Genomic DNA, 16,582 nt, shown 5'->3' on the forward strand with positions numbered 1-16,582 from the left:
AGGGGCTTCACGGGCACGTTCCGGAAGGTAACACCCGTAGTCGACTACCATTGGTGTGGCATGAAGACACACCTTGATTGGAGTCGACTACAATCGAAGGCGCGGGCCTCAGCTCCAGGAGAACTCGTATTCGCTGTCGAGCGGCCCGGTCTGGCGGCCGATGACCTTCACGTTCTGGGCCTTCATCTGGTCGAGCGTGGTCCGCAGTCCCCCCTCGTGGTACGCGAAGGGGAGGAAGTTGCGCTGGAGGATGAGCCGACCCCTGGCCGGTCCATCCCACACCACCTGGCGCGTCCCATAGCTCAGCGTCATCCGGTAGATGTTCTGGATGCTGCCCATCAGGGCCCGGATGTCCTGGCCGGACAGGTGCTTGAGCGCCCTGCCCATGACGGAGCCGAGGAAGTCCACCATCGCCTGCTGGCCCATCTGCCGCAGCGCTCCATCGAAGCCCCCGTACCGGGGACCCAGCTCGTGCCCCGCGGTGTAGGTGAGCCGAAGCAGCGCGCTGACGGGGTAGTTGAAGAAGTCGAGGAAGCGCCGCTCGCCGCTCGCCTCCAGGCAGCGCTCCATGGCCGGCTCGTCACCGAGCGTCCGCACCAGTCCGAGCATGCTGTTGAAGAACAGTCCGCGCACGGCGTCGCCGGGGGTGGCCAGGGTGAGTCGCTCGTCGAGTTCCCGCTGCCAGTCGGGCGTTGTCCTGCTTGTCGCTGCCTCACTGCCGTCGTTCATGGACCTCCCCGGCGCACGGGAGGGAGTGCCTGTGGCGCGGGCAGGTCGCAGCATAATCCGGAGGCACCCCGGGCGCATGTCGGCCTCGGGTCCAGTCCCTCCAGGTGTCGCCGACGACCTGGACGCGGAGTGAAGCGCGCCCCAACCGTCCGCCCCTGGAATCCCCCGCAGGATCTCTTTGCAAGCGGCTTTCGGCGGGCCTAGAAGACCCTCGACTTCCCAGCGCACGGAAGCAAGGACGGCACTCACGATGACGGACAGCTTCAAGAGCAAGAGCCAGCTCAAGGTGGGCTCTGCCACGTACGAATTCTACAACCTCGCCAAGGTGGGCAAGGACCACGCCTCCGTGGCCCGCCTGCCCTTCTCGCTGAAGATCCTGCTCGAGAACCTGCTGCGCCACGAGGATGGCCGTGTGGTGAAGCGCGAGCACGTGGAGAAGATGCTCGCCTGGAACCCCAAGGCCGAGCCGGACACCGAAATCTCCTTCCACCCGGCGCGCGTGCTGCTGCAGGACTTCACCGGCGTGCCCGCGGTGGTGGACCTCGCCGCCATGCGCGAGGCGCTCGCCGCCATGGGGGGAGATCCCGCGAAGATCAACCCGCGCAACCCGGCGGACCTGGTCATCGACCACTCCTTCCAGGTGGACGTCTTCGGCACCTCGGACGCCTTCCGCGCCAACGCCGAGCTGGAGTTCGACCGCAACAAGGAGCGCTACGCGTTCCTGCGCTGGGGCCAGAACGCCTTCAAGAACTTCCGCGTGGTGCCGCCGGACGTGGGCATCTGCCACCAGGTGAACCTGGAGTACCTGGCCCAGGTGGCCTTCCGTCAGGGCAACGTGGTGTGCCCGGACTCGCTGGTGGGCACCGACAGCCACACCACCATGGTCAACGGCCTGGGCGTGGTGGGCTGGGGCGTGGGCGGCATCGAGGCCGAGGCCTCCATGCTGGGCCAGCCCATCACCATGCTGATTCCGCAGGTCATCGGCTTCAAGCTGGTGGGCCAGCTGCCGGCGGGCGCCACGGCGACGGACCTGGTGCTCACCGTCACGCAGATGCTGCGCAAGAAGGGCGTGGTGGGCAAGTTCGTCGAGTTCTACGGCAACGGCCTCAAGAGCCTGTCGCTGCCGGACCGCGCCACCATCGCCAACATGGCGCCCGAGTACGGCGCCACCATCGGCTTCTTCCCGGTGGACGAGGAGAGCCTCAACTACCTGCGCTTCACCGGCCGCCCGGAGGAGCTCGTCTCGCTGGCCGAGGCGTACTTCAAGGAGCAGGGCCTCTTCCACACCGCCAACACCCCGGATCCGGTCTTCACCGACACCCTGGAGCTGGATCTGTCCACGGTGGTGCCGAGCCTCGCCGGCCCCAAGCGCCCGCAGGATCGCGTGCCGCTCACGGACATGAAGGCCGGCTACGAGAAGTCGCTGGTGGAGATGCTGTCGGCGGGCAAGAGCAAGGGCGAGGACGACGAGGGCGGCGGCAAGGCCAAGGCCCCCGCGGCCCCGGTGCCCCCCGAGCGCCTCCAGCAGACCGTCACCGTGAAGATGGGCAACCAGAGCTACGAGCTGGGCCACGGCGCGGTGGTCATCGCCTCCATCACCTCGTGCACCAACACCTCCAACCCGGCGGTGCTGCTGGGCGCGGGCCTGCTGGCCAAGAAGGCGGTGGAGCGCGGCATCAACGTGAAGCCCTGGGTGAAGACGAGCCTGGCCCCGGGCAGCCGCGTGGTGACGGACTACCTGCGCGAGGCCGGCCTCATGCCCTACCTGGAGGCGCTCGGCTTCCACATCGTGGGCTACGGCTGCGCCACCTGCATCGGCAACTCGGGCCCGCTGCCGGACGCGGTGGCCGAGGCCGTCACCACGGGCGACCTGGTGGTGGCCGCCGTGCTCAGCGGCAACCGCAACTTCGAGGGCCGCATCAACCCGCACGTGCGCATGAACTACCTGGCCTCGCCGCCGCTGGTGGTGGCCTACGCGCTGGCCGGTGAGGTGGGCAAGGACCTGAACAACGAGCCGCTGGGCTACGACCGCAACGGCGCCCCGGTGTTCCTCAAGGACATCTGGCCCTCGGCCGAGGAGATCCGCGGCTTCATCAACTCCGCGGTGAAGCCGGAGCAGTTCCGTAGCCAGTACTCGCGCGCCATGGAGGGCGACCAGCTCTGGCAGCAGCTCCCGTCCGGTGGCAGCAACACGTTCAAGTGGGACCCCAAGTCCACCTACGTGCGCAAGCCGACCTTCCTGGAGAACATCCCCGCCGAGCCCAAGCCGCTCTCGGACATCCAGGGCGCCCGGGTGCTCGCGCTGCTGGGTGACTCCGTCACCACGGACCACATCTCGCCCGCGGGCAACATCGCCAAGGCGAGCCCGGCGGCCAAGTACCTCATGGAGCAGGGCGTGGAGCCCAGGGACTTCAACTCCTACGGCGCGCGCCGCGGCAACCACGAGGTGATGGTGCGCGGCACCTTCGCCAACATCCGCCTGAAGAACCTGCTGGTGCCCGGCGTGGAGGGTGGCGTCACCGTCCACATCCCCACCCGCGAGCGGATGAGCATCTACGACGCCTCCATGAAGTACCAGCAGGAGGGCACGAAGCTGGTGGTGCTGGCCGGCGCCGAGTACGGCACCGGCTCCAGCCGTGACTGGGCCGCCAAGGGCACCGCGATGCTGGGCATCAAGGCCGTCATCGCCAAGAGCTTCGAGCGCATCCACCGCTCCAACCTCATCGGCATGGGCGTGCTGCCCCTGCAGTTCGAGGCGGGCCAGGACGCGCAGAGCCTGGGGCTGACGGGCCAGGAGACGTTCGAGATCCTCGGCATCGCGGACGGCCTGGCGCCGCAGAAGAAGCTGACGGTGAAGGTGACGGGCGAGGGCGGCGGCAAGGAGTTCACGGCGCTGTGCCGCATCGACACGCCCAACGAGCTCGACTACTACCGCCACGGCGGCATCCTGCTGTACGTGATGCGTCAGCTCGCCAAGGCTTGAGCCCCTCGGGTCGGTAGCCCCCTGACGGCCCGGTGTGCCCCTCGCGGCACGCCGGGCCGTCGTGTTTTCGAGCCCGGGTCGTTACGGGAGCCGGCAGCCGCAGCCGCAGCGGTCGAAGAACGGGGAGCCCTCGGTGCAGACGAAGTTGATGAGGGTGCACTCCGCGGGGTCCATGGAGATGTAGGACTTCCTCGGGTCCTTGTAGTCGCAGGCGTTGTCCGGCTGCCGGCAGCCGCAGCCGCAGTCATTGAAGAACTGCGTGGCGCCCTCCGGGCAGTTGAAGGTGATGGCCAGGCACTGGGTGGGATCCTTGGAGACGTACGAGAGGGTCGGATCGTTGTAGTCGCAGGCCTTCTTCACCTTCTGGCAACCGCAGCCGCAGTCGTTGGAGAACCCGGTGAAGCCCTCTTCGCAGAAGTAGCGGATGACGGCGCATTGATTGGGATCCCGCGAGATGTACCTCTGGCCGGGCTCCCTGCCCGTGCAGGCGCGCTTCTTCTCCATCCGGCAGATGCCGCCGCAATCGGCGCCGCCCTGGTTCGGCTCGCAGTCGTCCTTGGGGTCGTCGACGCAGAGGAAGCCCTCGGCACAGGGGAAGCCGGCGATGCCCCCGCAGAAGGCGCCCTCGGTCTGGCCTTCCTGGAGCTGGGGAGACTGCTGGGCTTGAGCCTCGAGGGTGGGACCGCAAGCCATGCAGAGGACAGTGGCGAGCGTGGCGCCAACGACGAGCACGCTGCGGTACATCAGGCGGTGGATGGACATCCGGGAACCCCTCCTTGTCGAGCAGGAGGATTCAGGCGGAGGAGTCCATTCCGGAAGAGGAGGAGGAAGCAGGCGAGGGCTCCTGGGTCCGTCCGGAGACGCCTGGAGGGCGGGGGATGTGTTGAGCGGAAGGCGTCACGCCTGCTTCAGCTCACCAGAGCCCCTTCTTGCTGCGCTGGGCCTTCTTCTCGCCCTCGCGCTTCTTGGTGTCCAGCCGCCGCCGCTGCGAGCCCTTGGTGGGCTTCGTCTTGTGGCGCTTCTTGGGCACGAAGGTGAGGAGCTTGAGGCCCTCGCGCAGGCGCTCCAGGGCCGCGCCCTTGTTCTGCATCTGGCTGCGGCGCTCGGTGCCGGTGACGGACAGGCCGGTGGGTGGGTGGGTGAGACGCACACCACTGGCGGTGGTGTTGCGGTGCTGGCCGCCGGGGCCCGAAGCGATGAAGTACTCCACCTCGCACGCCTTGAGCAGGGCGTCATCGTCCAGGGCGAGGGCGTCCAGCGCGGCTTGACGGCGGGAGGGATCGACATTCATGCGCGCCCCACCCTAGCCACCCCAGGGGCCTCGCGCATCCGTTACCGCTGGGGTCGCGTCCGGTCGTTTGAGCCAAGAGGACCTTTCAGGGAGGGGGGCATCCCGCTGTGGGTGGGTCATCGGCGGCACTGGGAGTCGAATGACACCCAGTTGCATGTCGGACGCGCGTAGCTGCATATGGATGTTCTCATCGCTTAACCGGCGAGGTCAGGACACGGGGTAAGGAATGAACTCCCGTGAAACCTGGGGGGCGCCGTTGATGACGCATGGCTGGCCTCGTTTCCGTCGTTCCCGAGGCTTCACCGAGAGGGATGCAAGATGAGGAACACCGTATCGAGGAGCATGTGGGTGTCGCTCCTGCTGTTGATGACCTCGTGGCTCGCCGGATGTGGGGTGGGAGGGGACAGCAACGGTCAGCCGCTGTCGCGGCGGAGCGCGTCCCTCGTCCTCATCCAGGGGCGGCCCTATCGGCTGGCCGGAGGGTTGGGCCATTCCGTGTACGTGACGCCGACCGGCACGGTGTGGAGCTGGGGCAGCAACGGCTCTGGCCAGCTCGGGGATGGGACGCTCACCCAGCGCCTCTCCCCGACGCAGGTGCAGGGGCTCACGGACGCGATGGCCGTGGCCGCCGGCAACACCCATTCGCTGGCGCTCCAGGGCGACGGCACGGTGTGGGCCTGGGGCGGTAACGGGGATGGCCAGCTCGGCGACGGCACCACCACCCAGCGCTCCACCCCCGTGCAGGTGCAGGGGCTCTCGGACGTGCTGGCCATCTCCGCCGGCAACGGCTTCTCGATGGCGCTGAAGTCGGATGGCACGGTGTGGGCCTGGGGCAACAACGACCATGGCCAGCTGGGCAACGGTACCCGGATCGCCAGCTCCCTGCCGGTGCAGGTGCAGGGGCTGTCGGACATCTCGGTCATCAGCGCCGGTGAGTTCCACGGGTTGGCGGTGACCGCCACCGGCACCGCGTGGACGTGGGGCAACAACTTCTCCGGCCAGCTCGGCGATGGCACCACCACCACCCGCTCCACCGCGGCGGCGTTGTCCGGACTCCCACCCTTGAGGGCCATCGCTGGCGGTAACGCCCACAGCGTGGCCGTGGGCCAGGACGGGACGGTGTGGACCTGGGGCGACAACGCCCAGGGCCAGCTCGGCCTCGGGACGACCACCCCGTCCAGCTCCCCGGCGCAGGTGACCATCCCCTTCAACATCACCATGGTGGCCGTCGCGGTCGGCTCCAACCACACGCTGATTCGGGGCATCGACAACACGGTGTGGGCCTGGGGCGACAACACCCAGGGCCAGGTGGGCCAGCTTCCGGCCGGCGCCAACTCGCGCTCGCCGGTCTGGGTCGACCCCCGGTCGGACGCGCAGGCCATGGCCTGCGGCAACTCCTTCTCCCTGGTCGGCTACAGCGATGGCCGGGTCTGGGCCTGGGGCCTCAACAGCTCCGGCCAGCTGGGCATTGGCAGCGCGAGCTGGCGCCCCAGTCCCGGACCGGTGCCGAGCCTCTCCTCCGTGGGCACCGTCACCGCTGGAGATCTGTTTGGTCTCGCCGTGCACCAGGACGGGACGGTGTGGGCCTGGGGCGAGAACCTCGCGGGCCAGCTGGGCGATGGCTCCACCACGATGCGCACCTCCCCGGTACAGGTGTCGGGACTGACGTCCGTGCAGAAGGTGGTGGCCGGCTCCTCCCACGCGCTGGCGCTGAAGTCGGATGGCACGGTGTGGGGTTGGGGCGACAACCTCCGAGGCCAGCTCGGTGACGGGACCGACGTCCGGCGCTCGACGCCGGTGCAGACGTCGGGCCTCACGAGCGTCACGGCCCTCGGCGCGGGCAACGCCTTCTCGCTGGCCGTGAAGCTCGACGGCACGGTGTGGGCCTGGGGGCAGGGCAGCTCCGGCCAGCTGGGGACTGGCGCCGCCGTCGCCACGCAGACCACCGCCGTCCAGGTGCAGGGGCTCTCGGGGGGCGCGGTGGCGGTGACCGGTGGCACCGCTCATGCGCTGGCGCTGCTGGCCGATGGCACGGTGTGGGCCTGGGGCTCCAACTCCCATGGCCAGCTGGGCGATGGAACCACCACCTCGCGCTCCCTCCCGGCGCAGGTGCCTGGGCTGTCGGGCGTCACGGCCATCGCGGCGGGCGCCAACTTCTCGGTGGCGCTGAAGCTCGACGGCACGGTGTGGGCCTGGGGCGAGAACGCGCAGGGCCAGCTGGGCAATGGCACCACCACCGCCTTCCAGTCGAGCCCGGCGCAGGCCTCGGGCGTCTCGGGCATCACCGCCATCTCCGCCCGGGTGAACCACGTGCTGGCGCGGCGCTCCGACGGCATGCTCTGGTCCTGGGGACGCAACGCCCAGGGCCAGCTCGGCTTTGGCTCCATCCAGACGCCGGTGGCGACCCCGGTGTTGGTGCCGAGCTTCTCGGGCGTCAGCGGCATCGCGGCCGGCTCCCGGATGTCCTTCGCGCGGCGCTCCGACGGCACGGTGTGGGCCTGGGGCGACACCACCCTGGGCCAGATGGGCAATGGCGCCACCAACGCCCTCTTCTCCCCCGTGCAGGTGCGAGGCACCACGCGTCCCACCCCCGTGGCCACCGGCTCTCACCACTCCGTGGTGGCGCGCATCGACGGGAGCGTCTGGACGTGGGGGCGCAACAGCAGCGGCCAGCTCGGGGACGGCACCACCCTTCAGCGTTCGACCCTGGAGCAGGTGCAGGGCCCCTGGTGCATCGAGGCCGTCTCGGCCGGTGTCGGCTACACCCTGGCGCTGCGGTGTGATGGCACGGTGTGGGCCTGGGGCGACAACACCCAGGGCCAGCTGGGCGATGGCACCACCACCACGCGTGGCACTTCGGCACAGGTGTCGGTCCTCACGAACGTGGTGACCCTCTCGGCGGGCCCCGCCCATGTGCTGGCGGTGCGCGCCGATGGCACGGTGTGGGCCTGGGGCGACAACGCCCAGGGCCAGCTGGGCGATGGCACCACCACCACGCGCCTCACCCCGGTGCAGGTGCAGGGGCTGCTGGATGTCGTGTACGTCGCGGCGGGCACCCACCACTCCCTCGCGGTGCGTGCCGACGGCACGGTGTGGGCCTGGGGTGACAACACCCAGGGCCAGCTGGGCGATGACACCACCACCTCGCGCGCGATGCCGGGCTTCGTGAAGGAGCTGACGGGGATCTCCGCCATCGCCGCCGGTGGCGACTCCTCGCTGGCCCTGCGCCAGGACGGGACGGTGTGGGGCTGGGGGGCCAACGACGTCGGCCAGCTCGGCGATGGCACCACCACCGCGAAGGACCTTCCGGTGCAGGCGCAGGGGCTGGCGGGCGTCACCCGCATCGCGATGAGCTCCGGGCACGCGGTGGCCCGGCTCTCCGATGGCACCGTGTGGACCTGGGGTGGCAACGGCCACGGGCAGCTCGGTGACGGCACCACCAGCGCGCACTCCCTCCCGGCGCAGGTGTCGGGGGTCTCGAATGTCGAGGCCATCTCCGCGGGCTTGCAACACACCGTCGTGGTGGCCCAGGACGGCACGCTCTTCTCCTGGGGCAGCAACGCGTACGGCCAGCTGGGGCTCGGGCCCACCGACTACCGCTCGAGCCCGGGTTTCGTGGAGGAGGTGTACTACTGAGGCCCCTCACCGCGCGTCGAGCGTCTCCGGCTCCGGAGGGGGGCTCTCGAAAGGAGAGGGAGGGCCTCTCGCGATGAGAGGCAACCCCTCTCATTCTGAGAGCCAGGAGCGTCCACTTGAAATGGAATCCTCAGTGATTCCAGATGCTTGGTCGATGGCAAGCCAGTTGCTTTAGAGGAGTGGCACGCGGCGAATCGCTCCTGGAGCCCCGGGCATCGGAAAGAGTGGAGATAAGGAATACCCCATGATGAACGTTCGACCCTCTGAAGCGCGTGGCCATGCGAACCACGGTTGGCTGGACAGCCACCACACGTTCTCGTTCGCGGACTACTACGACCCGAGCCACATGGGCTTCCGGGCCCTGCGCGTCATCAACGAGGACAGGGTGGCGCCGCGCAGTGGCTTCGGCACGCATCCGCACCGGGACATGGAGATCATCACCTACGTGCTCTCGGGGCAGATCGAGCACCGGGACAGCATGGGCTCGGTGGGCCTGCTGAGCGCGGGCGAGCTGCAGCGCATGACGGCGGGCACGGGCGTGCTGCACAGCGAGAAGAACAACACGGGCCAGGAGCTGCACTTCCTGCAGATCTGGATCCTCCCCGAGCGCAAGGGGCTGACGCCGAGCTACGAGCAGAAGGCCTTCACTGAGAAGGAGCGGCAGGGCCGTTTCCGGCTGGTGGTGTCGCCGGACGGGCAGGAGGGCTCGCTGAAGGTGAACCAGGACATGCGGCTGTACAGCACGCTGCTGGGCAAGGGCGAGCAGGCCGAGTACGCGCTGGCTCCGGGCCGGCACGCCTGGCTCCAGGTGGCGCGGGGCGCCGGCTCCCTCAACGGCGTGGAGCTGAAGGCCGGGGACGGGGTGGCCCTGTCCGAGGAGTCCCGGCTGATGCTCTCGGCGAGCGAGCCGCTGGAGGCGCTGTTGTTCGACCTGTCGTGAGGAGGCCGAGCGGGGAAGAGGAGTCACCCCGGGCCGGGTTCATCCGTGGAGACAGGTGGAGGAAAAGCCATGAAGCCAGCCCAGCATGTCGAAGAGGCCCCGACCCGGCTCCTGCCGGTGGACACGATGGCTCCCACGCGGGTGGAGACGGCCACTTTCTCGTTGGGTTGATTCTGGGGACCTGACGCCCGGTTCGGGCGTCTCCCTGGAGTCATCCGGACCCGTGTGGGCTACACCGGCGGCAGCCAGCCGGATCCGAGCTACGAACGACTCGGGGACCACACGGAGTCCTTCCAGCTCGACTACGACCCGACGCGGCTCTCCTACGAGACGCTGCTGGGCTGGTTCTGGAAGGACGCGGACCCGACCGAGCGCCCCTACAGCCGCCAGTACATGGCCGCCGTGTTCTACGCGGACGAGGCGCAGAAGGAACTGGCGCTCGCGACGGGGAGGCAGGCCATGGCGGGGCGGAGCGGGCCCATGCTCCTGCCCATCCTGCCGTTGGGCACGTTCTACCGGGCCGAGGACTACCACCAGAAGTACTACCTGCGCCGGCTCTCGGACGTGATGCGCGAGTTCAGCGCCTACAGCGAGCGCGAGCTCGAGGACTCCACCGTGGCGATGTGGCTCAACGCCTGCGTCGGCGGCGAGTTGAAGCGGGAAGGACTGGAGGCCGAGTTCGAGCACCTCCAACTCCCAGAGACCGACCGCCAACGACTGCGGAAGCTCGCCCAGCTGGCCCTGGCGCACCGCCGCCGGTGAAGCTGGCAGGGGCCCCTCGTCCTACCGGAACACGGAGAGGGCCATCTCGTAGGTGCCCACGTGGGCCTCCAGGGTGGCGGTGATGGGCTTCGCGTAGCCGCCGCCCAGGGTGAGCACGAGCGGGAGCCCGCGGTGCCAGGCGGCCTCCAGGACGAGCCGGTCTCGCTCCCTCATCCCGGCATGGGTGAGGGACATCCGGCCGAGGGTGTCCTCGGCGAGAGGGTCCACACCGGCCTGGTAGAAGAGCAGGTCGGCGCTGGCGGCTTCGAGCACCTCGGGCAGGTGGGTGGAGAGCACGTCGAGGTAGGCGCTGTCTCCGGTGCCATCGGGCAGGCCGACGTCGCGGCGGGAGCGCTGCTTGCGGAAGGGGAAGTTGTGCTCGCCGTGGATGGAGAAGGTGAAGACGGAGTCGTCGCCCTCGAAGACGGCGGCGGTGCCGTTGCCCTGGTGGACGTCGAGGTCCACCACCACGGCGCGTTGAATCCGCTTCTGTGCCTGGAGGACGCGGATGGCCACGGCGATGTCGTTGAAGACGCAGTAGCCCTCGCCATGATCGGGGAAGGCGTGGTGGGTGCCCCCGGCGAGGTTGCCGGCGATGCCCTCCTCGAGGGCGGACTGGGCCGCGCCCACGGTCCCCCCCACGGAGGCACGGGAGCGCTGGAGCAGACCCTCCGACCAGGGGAAGCCCAGGCGGCGGACCTCGGCCTCGGAGAGGGTGCCCGTCCAGAGCGCGTCGAGGTAGCGCGTGGTGTGGACGCGCTCCAGGTCCTCGCGCTCGATGGGGACGGAGGGGGTGAGCGAGGAAGGGGGGAGGACGCCTCGCTCCAGGAGCAGCTCGCGCAGGAGCCGATACTTCTCCATGGGGAAGCGGTGGCCGGGGGGGAGCGGGAGGACGTACTGGTCGCAGTGGAAGACGCGCACGGGTGGGGACAGGCGTAGCGCCGGGCTGGGGCGGGTGCAACCGGGGGCGATAGACCCGACAGGCGGCTCGTCCGTTACACCACCGAGCGCGCTGGAATTTCGACCCGGATTTCACCACTCCCCTGGAGCCCCACCATGTCCCTGAAGCCCTTCTCGCGCCCCATGCTCGGGGCCGCGCTCGCCCTCGTCACGCTCGCCTCTCCCCTGGCCCTCGCCGAGGCCCCTCCGCGGCCCGCGCGGCCCCAGACGCAGGCAGCGCCGGTCCCGGTGCAGCCACAGACCCAGCAGCCCTCCCAGCAGCAGCAGACGCGACCGAGGATCGACGTGGTGTTCGTGCTGGACACGACGGGCTCGATGGGTGGGCTCATCGAGGGGGCGAAGCAGAAGATCTTCTCCATCGCGTCGCGGATCGCCCAGGGCAAGCCGACGCCCCAGGTGCGGGTGGGGCTGGTGGCGTACCGGGACGTGGGGGACGAGTACGTGACGAAACGGTACGACCTGACGGAGGACCTGGACGGCATCTTCACGCACCTGCGCAAGCTCCAGGCGGACGGAGGCGGGGACACGCCGGAGCACGTGGGGCGGGGGTTGGGCGAGGCGGTGTCGAAGCTGTCGTGGGATGGGAGCCGGGAGACGATGAAGCTCATCTTCCTGGTGGGGGACGCGCCGCCGGCGCAGCGCAATGACGACTGGAACTTCAACCACTGGGTGAAGCGGGCGGCGGAGAAGCACATCGTGGTGAACACGGTGCGCTGCGGCGCGGACGGGGAGACGGAGATGCACTGGAAGCTGGCGGCGAAGACGACGGATGGGCGGTACGAGTCGCTGGCGCAGTCGGGCGGGATGGTGGCGGTGGCGACGCCGTACGACGCGGAGCTGGCGAAGGTGAACGCGGAGCTGGCGCGCAAGACGATGTACGCGGGGAAGAAGGAGGCGCAGGTGGAGAACCGGGCGCGGGCGGAGCAGATGGCGCAGCTGGCGCCGGAGGCGGCGGCGGATCGCATGCAGTTCCTGAAGACGACGCGGAGCGCGGGGAGGGCGCCGGGCGCGGCGGCCTCGGTGAGCAGCGCACCGGCGGCGGTGGGCGGGGCGGTGGATCTGGCGGAGCAGCCGCAGGCGCTGGCGAGCGTGAAGGACGACGAGCTGCCGCAGGAGCTGAAGGGCCTGGACGCGAAGGAGCGGGAGGCGAAGGTGAAGCAGCTCGCGGACGAGCGGAAGACGCTGGAGGAGAAGGCGGCGAAGCTGGCGGCGGAGCGGGACGCCTGGAGGGCGAAGAACGTGGCGGAGAAGGAGGACTCCTTCGACGCCAACGTGATGAAGGGCGTGAAGCAGAAGGCCGCGAAGCACGGCCTGCGCTACTGATCTCGGGGTCGCCTGGCTGTCACTCCCGCGTTACCGCGCGCAACACGAGCTCCCTGCGCTGGTCGAGCAGTCGCAGGGCCAGGGGCAGCAGCGCGCGGTACATCACCCCATTGACCGCGGCGCACAGGGCGATCATCGCCAGCGTTTGCCCGGTGGGCCCGCTCGTGCCGGCGAAGCGCAGGGCCCACACGAAGGGGGCGCACCCCACGCTGGCGGCGACGATGCCGAGCATGGACGCGGTGAGGGGCAGCTTGTCGCGGCGCTTGAGGCTCGCGTGGAACTTCACCGGGAAGTACAGCGAGAGGAAGTTGCCCGCCGCGAGCAGCACGGGAATGACGGCCACCACGGCCGCCATGGCGCACAGGAAGTCCAGCGCCGAGCCCCTGCCGAAGTACACCCGGTAGAAGAGGCCCACCAGCAGCGCCATCACCCCGGCGGCCGAGCCCTGGACCAGGTTCTTCGCCCGCAGCACGTCCCCCAGCTCCACGGGGGCGGCGATGAGCAGGGCCAGCCCGTGCCCGTCATAGGCGAACGTGTTCTGCGAGAACGTGGACGCCATCACCACCGCGCCGTAGATGCACAGGCCGCCCATCAACCATGCGTCCGCGCTCGCGCCCAGCAGGAACTCGAAGAGCGCCCGGCCCGAGGTCAGCTTCATCAGGATGGCGAGCACGAAGGGCACGGAGGCCAGCAGCCGTGCGCGCGGGTTGCGCCACAGGTCGAGCGCCTCGCGCACCACCAGGGTGGTGTACCGGCTCCGCGTCCGGGCGAAGGGGTCGTTGTCCCCGGACTCCTTCACCGACGGGCCGGCGCGGCCCGCGCCGCGGTGGAAGCGCAGCAGCAGCGCGTAGGCAATCCCCAGCCCGACCAGCGTGAAGAAGAGCAGGCCCAGGCCATCGGCCAGGGCGTTGCGCCGGTACCCATAGGAGAGCTCCAGCAGCGCGTCCCCGAAGAAGCCCGGAGGTACCCGGCCGAGGGCAATGGTCGCGTCGGCGATGATGGCCATGTCCAGCTTGTCCACGCTCCCGTCCCCGATGGCGGTGGTCAACCACGAGGTGTCGATGGGTGGAATGAAGGACGCGGCCACGAGGAACAGCAAGAAGCCGCCGCCGAGGATCTCCGCGCTGTGCTTCTCGCGCAGCACGTTGAGTACCAGGTGCAGGCCCACCCGGCTCCAGGCGGCGTTCAGCAGGGCGAACAGCACGTACAGCACCAGCGCGAACCACTGCATGCGCACCGGGTGCACCGAGGCATAGCCGAGCGCCGCTCCCGTCAGCGGCGCGTAGAAGACGAGCGCGCGCGGCTCGAAGAGGCTCGCCACCGTGGAGGCGATGAGCAGACGGAAGGACGAGATGGGGAAGGGCGCGTAGCGGCTCAGCTCCGAGTGGTCATCCACGCCCGCGCTCATCAGCGGCCACGTTACCCACACCGCCGCGGTGACGAAGCACAGCAGGTTGAGGATGAAGAAGGGCCACACCCCGCTCTCGGCGACGGGCCGCAGGCGCATCAGCCCGTAGAACGTCACGCCCAGGCCCCAGGCCGGCGCGCTCGACAGCAGGAAGGCACCCACCGCCAGCAGCGGGCTGCGTCCCGAGCCGCTGTTGAGCCCGATGTTCAACCGCAGCCCCCACAGCAGCAACAGGTGCCGGAAGAAGCCCGGCGCGGCCGGCCGGTTCACGCGGACCCCCGGCGCAGCGGCACGACGTCGGCGAGCGGCGCGTCTCCATAGAAGGACAGCTTCGCGTTGCGCGCGGCGGGCACGGAGATGAGCTTCTCGAAGACGGCCTCCAGCGAGGGGGCCTCGTAGCGCTCCTTCAGCGTCTGCACCGTCCCCTGGTCCAGCATCTGCCCGCCTCGGATGACGCCCGCGTGGGTGGCCAGCCGCTCGGCGATCTCCAGCACGTGCGTGGTGAGCAGCAGTGTCACCCCGCGCCGGCTCAGCTCGCGCAGCAGCTCCCGGATGACACCCGCGGCCAGCACGTCGATGCCCTCGAAGGGCTCGTCCAGCAGCACCAGCTCCGGCGCGTGGATGAGCGCCGCCGCGATGGCCAGCCGCCTCCTCATGCCCTTGGAGTACTCGGCCACCAGCGTGCCCGCCTTGTACGTCAGCTCGGTGAGCTCGAGCAGCTCCGCCGCCCGCGCCGCCGCCTCATCCCCGCTCAGCCCGTACATCCGCCCGCAGAAGGTGAGGTACTGCCGCCCCGTGAGTCGCTCGAAGAGGCTCAGCTCCTCGGGCACCACGCCGATGTGGCGCTTGACCTCCAGCGGCCTGGCCACCGCGTCCACCCCCAGCAGGGAGATCCGCCCGGAGTCCGGCGCGTATACGCCGGTGAGCAGTGCGATCGTGGTGGACTTGCCCGCCCCGTTGGGGCCGAGGAAGGCGTAGAAGGCGCCTCGGGGGATGGTGAGCTGCATCCCGTTGAGGGCGGTGAAGGTGCCGAAGCGCTTCACGAGCCCGTGGGCGTCGACGGCCAGGTCGTTGGGGGGAGGCGACATGTACGTCCCCGATCAGACCCGACTGCGTCCCCTCCGACAATCCCCCGTCGTCAGAAGTCCGGTCTCCCAGGCCTGGAGTCCCCTGGCGGAGGAGCCACCGCGGCCCCATCTTCCGCGCACTTTCATGGACTCCCTCTCCCAGACGAATGTGAATCGAGCCCGGCTGCTCATCTCCTGCGCGGACCGCCCAGGGGTGGTGGCGGCGGTCACCCAGCTGCTCTACGCGCAGGGCGCCAATGTGGTGGACTCGGATCAGCACACCGAGCCGGACGATCTCCGCTTCTTCATGCGGCTGGAGTTCGACCTGCCCGGGCTCCAGGAGCGCCTGCCCGAGCTGGAGCGGGCCTTCCACCCGGTGGCCGAGCGCTTCGGGATGCAGTGGCGGCTCACCCCCGCCGCGCGCGTCAGGCGCATGGCCCTCTTCGTCTCCAAGCAGGACCACTGCCTCCAGGAGCTGCTGTGGTTGTGGAAGAAGGGCGAGCTGGCCGCCGACATCCCCCTGGTGGTGAGCAACCACCCGGACGCGCGCGAGGTGGTGGCGCCCTTCGGTGTGCTCCTGCACCACGTGCCCGTCACGAAGGACACCAAGGCCCAGGCCGAGGCCTCCATGCTGGAGCTGATGCGCGCCCACCAGGTGGACCTCATCGTCCTCGCCCGCTACATGCAGATTGTCAGCGCGGACTTCATCGAGCGCTTCGGCCGGCCGATCATCAACATCCACCACAGCTTCCTACCGGCTTTCGTGGGGGCCAACCCCTACGCCCAGGCGCACGCCCGGGGCGTGAAGCTGATCGGCGCCACGGCGCACTACGTCACGCCCGAGCTCGACGCCGGTCCGATCATCGACCAGGACGTCCATCGGGTGGGGCATCGGGATGCGGTGGCGGAGCTGGTCCGCATCGGGCGCCGGGTGGAGCGCACGGTGCTCGCGCGCGCGGTGACCTGGCACCTGGAGGACCGGGTGTTGCTACACGGCAACAAGACCGTCGTCTTCGCCTAGTGCACCATGGCCACTTCGGGCGGGCCGATGATGCGCTGCACGGTCATCCTCACCTTGTCGAGGTCCACCGGCTTGGAGATGTAGCCCGCGGCGCCCACGAGCTCGGCCTCCCACTCGAAGCCGTAGCCGGAGATGATGATGATGGGCAGGCCGCGCGCCCGGGGCATCTTCTTGAGGGCGTCGAGCAGCCCCCACCCACTCATGACGGGCATCCGCAAGTCCAGGAGCACCGCCAGGGGCATGTCACCCCCCAGGAGGTCCAGTGCCTCCCGACCATTGGCGGCTTGCGCGGAGCGGTAGCCCATCTCCTCGAGGGCATCGCAGATGAGCGTGCGGTGGCTCGCATCGTCATCAACCACCAGGATGTAGGACATGACAGGGGCCTCGGTGAAGCACAGCGGGAGGGGCGATTCTAGAGGGCCAACATGGGAACTCCTCTTCCATTGGGGAAGGGGGGATTCC

At 69.4% G+C, this 16,582-nt stretch carries 12 protein-coding genes and 1 pseudogene; 6 read left to right on the top strand and 7 right to left on the bottom strand.

Annotated elements, in window-relative coordinates; genetic code table 11:
* Nucleotides 1–108 precede the first annotated feature (108 nt).
* Nucleotides 109–729, bottom strand: coding sequence for a DUF2378 family protein (locus VF794_RS33155; protein WP_331117123.1), 621 nt, complete (start codon nt 727–729; stop codon nt 109–111).
* A gap of 250 nt (nt 730–979) precedes the next feature.
* Here VF794_RS33155 and acnA point away from each other — a divergent pair, with 250 nt between their 5' ends.
* The gene (gene acnA, locus VF794_RS33160; RefSeq protein ID WP_331117124.1) at nt 980–3,712 is read left to right on the top strand and encodes an aconitate hydratase AcnA; all 2,733 of its coding nucleotides are present in this window, start codon (nt 980–982) and stop codon (nt 3,710–3,712) included.
* An 81-nt stretch (nt 3,713–3,793) separates the two neighbouring features.
* Here acnA and VF794_RS33165 read toward each other — a convergent pair whose 3' ends face one another.
* Nucleotides 3,794–4,474, bottom strand: a complete 681-nt coding sequence (locus tag VF794_RS33165; protein WP_331117125.1) for a hypothetical protein — start codon at nt 4,472–4,474, stop codon at nt 3,794–3,796.
* A gap of 151 nt (nt 4,475–4,625) precedes the next feature.
* Nucleotides 4,626–5,003, bottom strand: coding sequence for a peptide chain release factor-like protein (locus VF794_RS33170; protein WP_331117126.1), 378 nt, complete (start codon nt 5,001–5,003; stop codon nt 4,626–4,628).
* 318 nt (nt 5,004–5,321) lie between these two features.
* Between VF794_RS33170 and VF794_RS33175 the strand changes: the two genes are divergently transcribed.
* The 3 genes and pseudogenes from VF794_RS33175 to VF794_RS33185 all read left to right on the top strand — a co-directional run.
* Complete coding sequence (locus VF794_RS33175; protein ID WP_331117127.1) at nt 5,322–8,639, top strand: RCC1 repeat-containing protein; 3,318 nt, start codon at nt 5,322–5,324, stop codon at nt 8,637–8,639.
* A 244-nt stretch (nt 8,640–8,883) separates the two neighbouring features.
* Complete coding sequence (locus VF794_RS33180; RefSeq protein WP_331117128.1) at nt 8,884–9,579, top strand: pirin family protein; 696 nt, start codon at nt 8,884–8,886, stop codon at nt 9,577–9,579.
* Nucleotides 9,580–9,762: 183 nt separating this feature from the next.
* Nucleotides 9,763–10,341, top strand: a pseudogene (locus VF794_RS33185) (peptide-methionine (S)-S-oxide reductase MsrA); the annotation flags it as partial.
* Nucleotides 10,342–10,362: 21 nt separating this feature from the next.
* Here the strand turns inward: VF794_RS33185 and VF794_RS33190 are convergent.
* A complete protein-coding gene (locus VF794_RS33190; RefSeq protein ID WP_331117129.1) occupies nt 10,363–11,262 on the bottom strand; it encodes a histone deacetylase in 900 nt (299 codons plus the stop codon).
* Nucleotides 11,263–11,397: 135 nt separating this feature from the next.
* On the opposite strand from VF794_RS33190, the gene VF794_RS33195 reads away from it, so the two are divergent.
* Nucleotides 11,398–12,624, top strand: a complete 1,227-nt coding sequence (locus VF794_RS33195; RefSeq protein ID WP_331117130.1) for a vWA domain-containing protein — start codon at nt 11,398–11,400, stop codon at nt 12,622–12,624.
* 19 nt (nt 12,625–12,643) lie between these two features.
* On the opposite strand, the gene VF794_RS33200 is transcribed toward VF794_RS33195, so the two are convergent.
* On the bottom strand, nt 12,644–14,302 hold the full coding sequence (locus VF794_RS33200; RefSeq protein ID WP_331117131.1) for a hypothetical protein: 1,659 nt from the start codon (nt 14,300–14,302) through the stop codon (nt 12,644–12,646).
* Nucleotides 14,299–15,120, bottom strand: a complete 822-nt coding sequence (locus VF794_RS33205; RefSeq protein ID WP_331117132.1) for an ABC transporter ATP-binding protein — start codon at nt 15,118–15,120, stop codon at nt 14,299–14,301. Before VF794_RS33205 ends, VF794_RS33200 begins: the two co-directional genes overlap by 4 nt.
* A gap of 124 nt (nt 15,121–15,244) precedes the next feature.
* On the opposite strand from VF794_RS33205, the gene purU reads away from it, so the two are divergent.
* Complete coding sequence (gene purU, locus VF794_RS33210; RefSeq protein ID WP_331117133.1) at nt 15,245–16,120, top strand: formyltetrahydrofolate deformylase; 876 nt, start codon at nt 15,245–15,247, stop codon at nt 16,118–16,120.
* Here purU and VF794_RS33215 read toward each other — a convergent pair.
* Nucleotides 16,117–16,494, bottom strand: coding sequence for a response regulator (locus tag VF794_RS33215; RefSeq protein WP_331117134.1), 378 nt, complete (start codon nt 16,492–16,494; stop codon nt 16,117–16,119). The two genes, purU and VF794_RS33215, sit on opposite strands and share 4 nt — an antisense overlap.
* Nucleotides 16,495–16,582 lie beyond the last annotated feature (88 nt).

The sequence above is a fragment of the Archangium sp. genome, assembly GCF_036389735.1.
Taxonomy (GTDB): Bacteria; Myxococcota; Myxococcia; order Myxococcales; family Myxococcaceae; genus Archangium.

What these genes read in the sequence shown, in the direction of transcription:
- VF794_RS33155 (WP_331117123.1), bottom strand. Translation starts at nt 729, where the DNA reads ATGAACGACGGCAGTGAGGCAGCGACAAGCAGGACAACGCCCGACTGG.
- acnA (WP_331117124.1), top strand. Translation starts at nt 980, where the DNA reads ATGACGGACAGCTTCAAGAGCAAGAGCCAGCTCAAGGTGGGCTCTGCC.
- VF794_RS33165 (WP_331117125.1), bottom strand. Translation starts at nt 4,474, where the DNA reads ATGTCCATCCACCGCCTGATGTACCGCAGCGTGCTCGTCGTTGGCGCC.
- VF794_RS33170 (WP_331117126.1), bottom strand. Translation starts at nt 5,003, where the DNA reads ATGAATGTCGATCCCTCCCGCCGTCAAGCCGCGCTGGACGCCCTCGCC.
- VF794_RS33175 (WP_331117127.1), top strand. Translation starts at nt 5,322, where the DNA reads ATGAGGAACACCGTATCGAGGAGCATGTGGGTGTCGCTCCTGCTGTTG.
- VF794_RS33180 (WP_331117128.1), top strand. Translation starts at nt 8,884, where the DNA reads ATGATGAACGTTCGACCCTCTGAAGCGCGTGGCCATGCGAACCACGGT.
- VF794_RS33195 (WP_331117130.1), top strand. Translation starts at nt 11,398, where the DNA reads ATGTCCCTGAAGCCCTTCTCGCGCCCCATGCTCGGGGCCGCGCTCGCC.
- VF794_RS33205 (WP_331117132.1), bottom strand. Translation starts at nt 15,120, where the DNA reads ATGTCGCCTCCCCCCAACGACCTGGCCGTCGACGCCCACGGGCTCGTG.
- purU (WP_331117133.1), top strand. Translation starts at nt 15,245, where the DNA reads ATGGACTCCCTCTCCCAGACGAATGTGAATCGAGCCCGGCTGCTCATC.
- VF794_RS33215 (WP_331117134.1), bottom strand. Translation starts at nt 16,494, where the DNA reads ATGTCCTACATCCTGGTGGTTGATGACGATGCGAGCCACCGCACGCTC.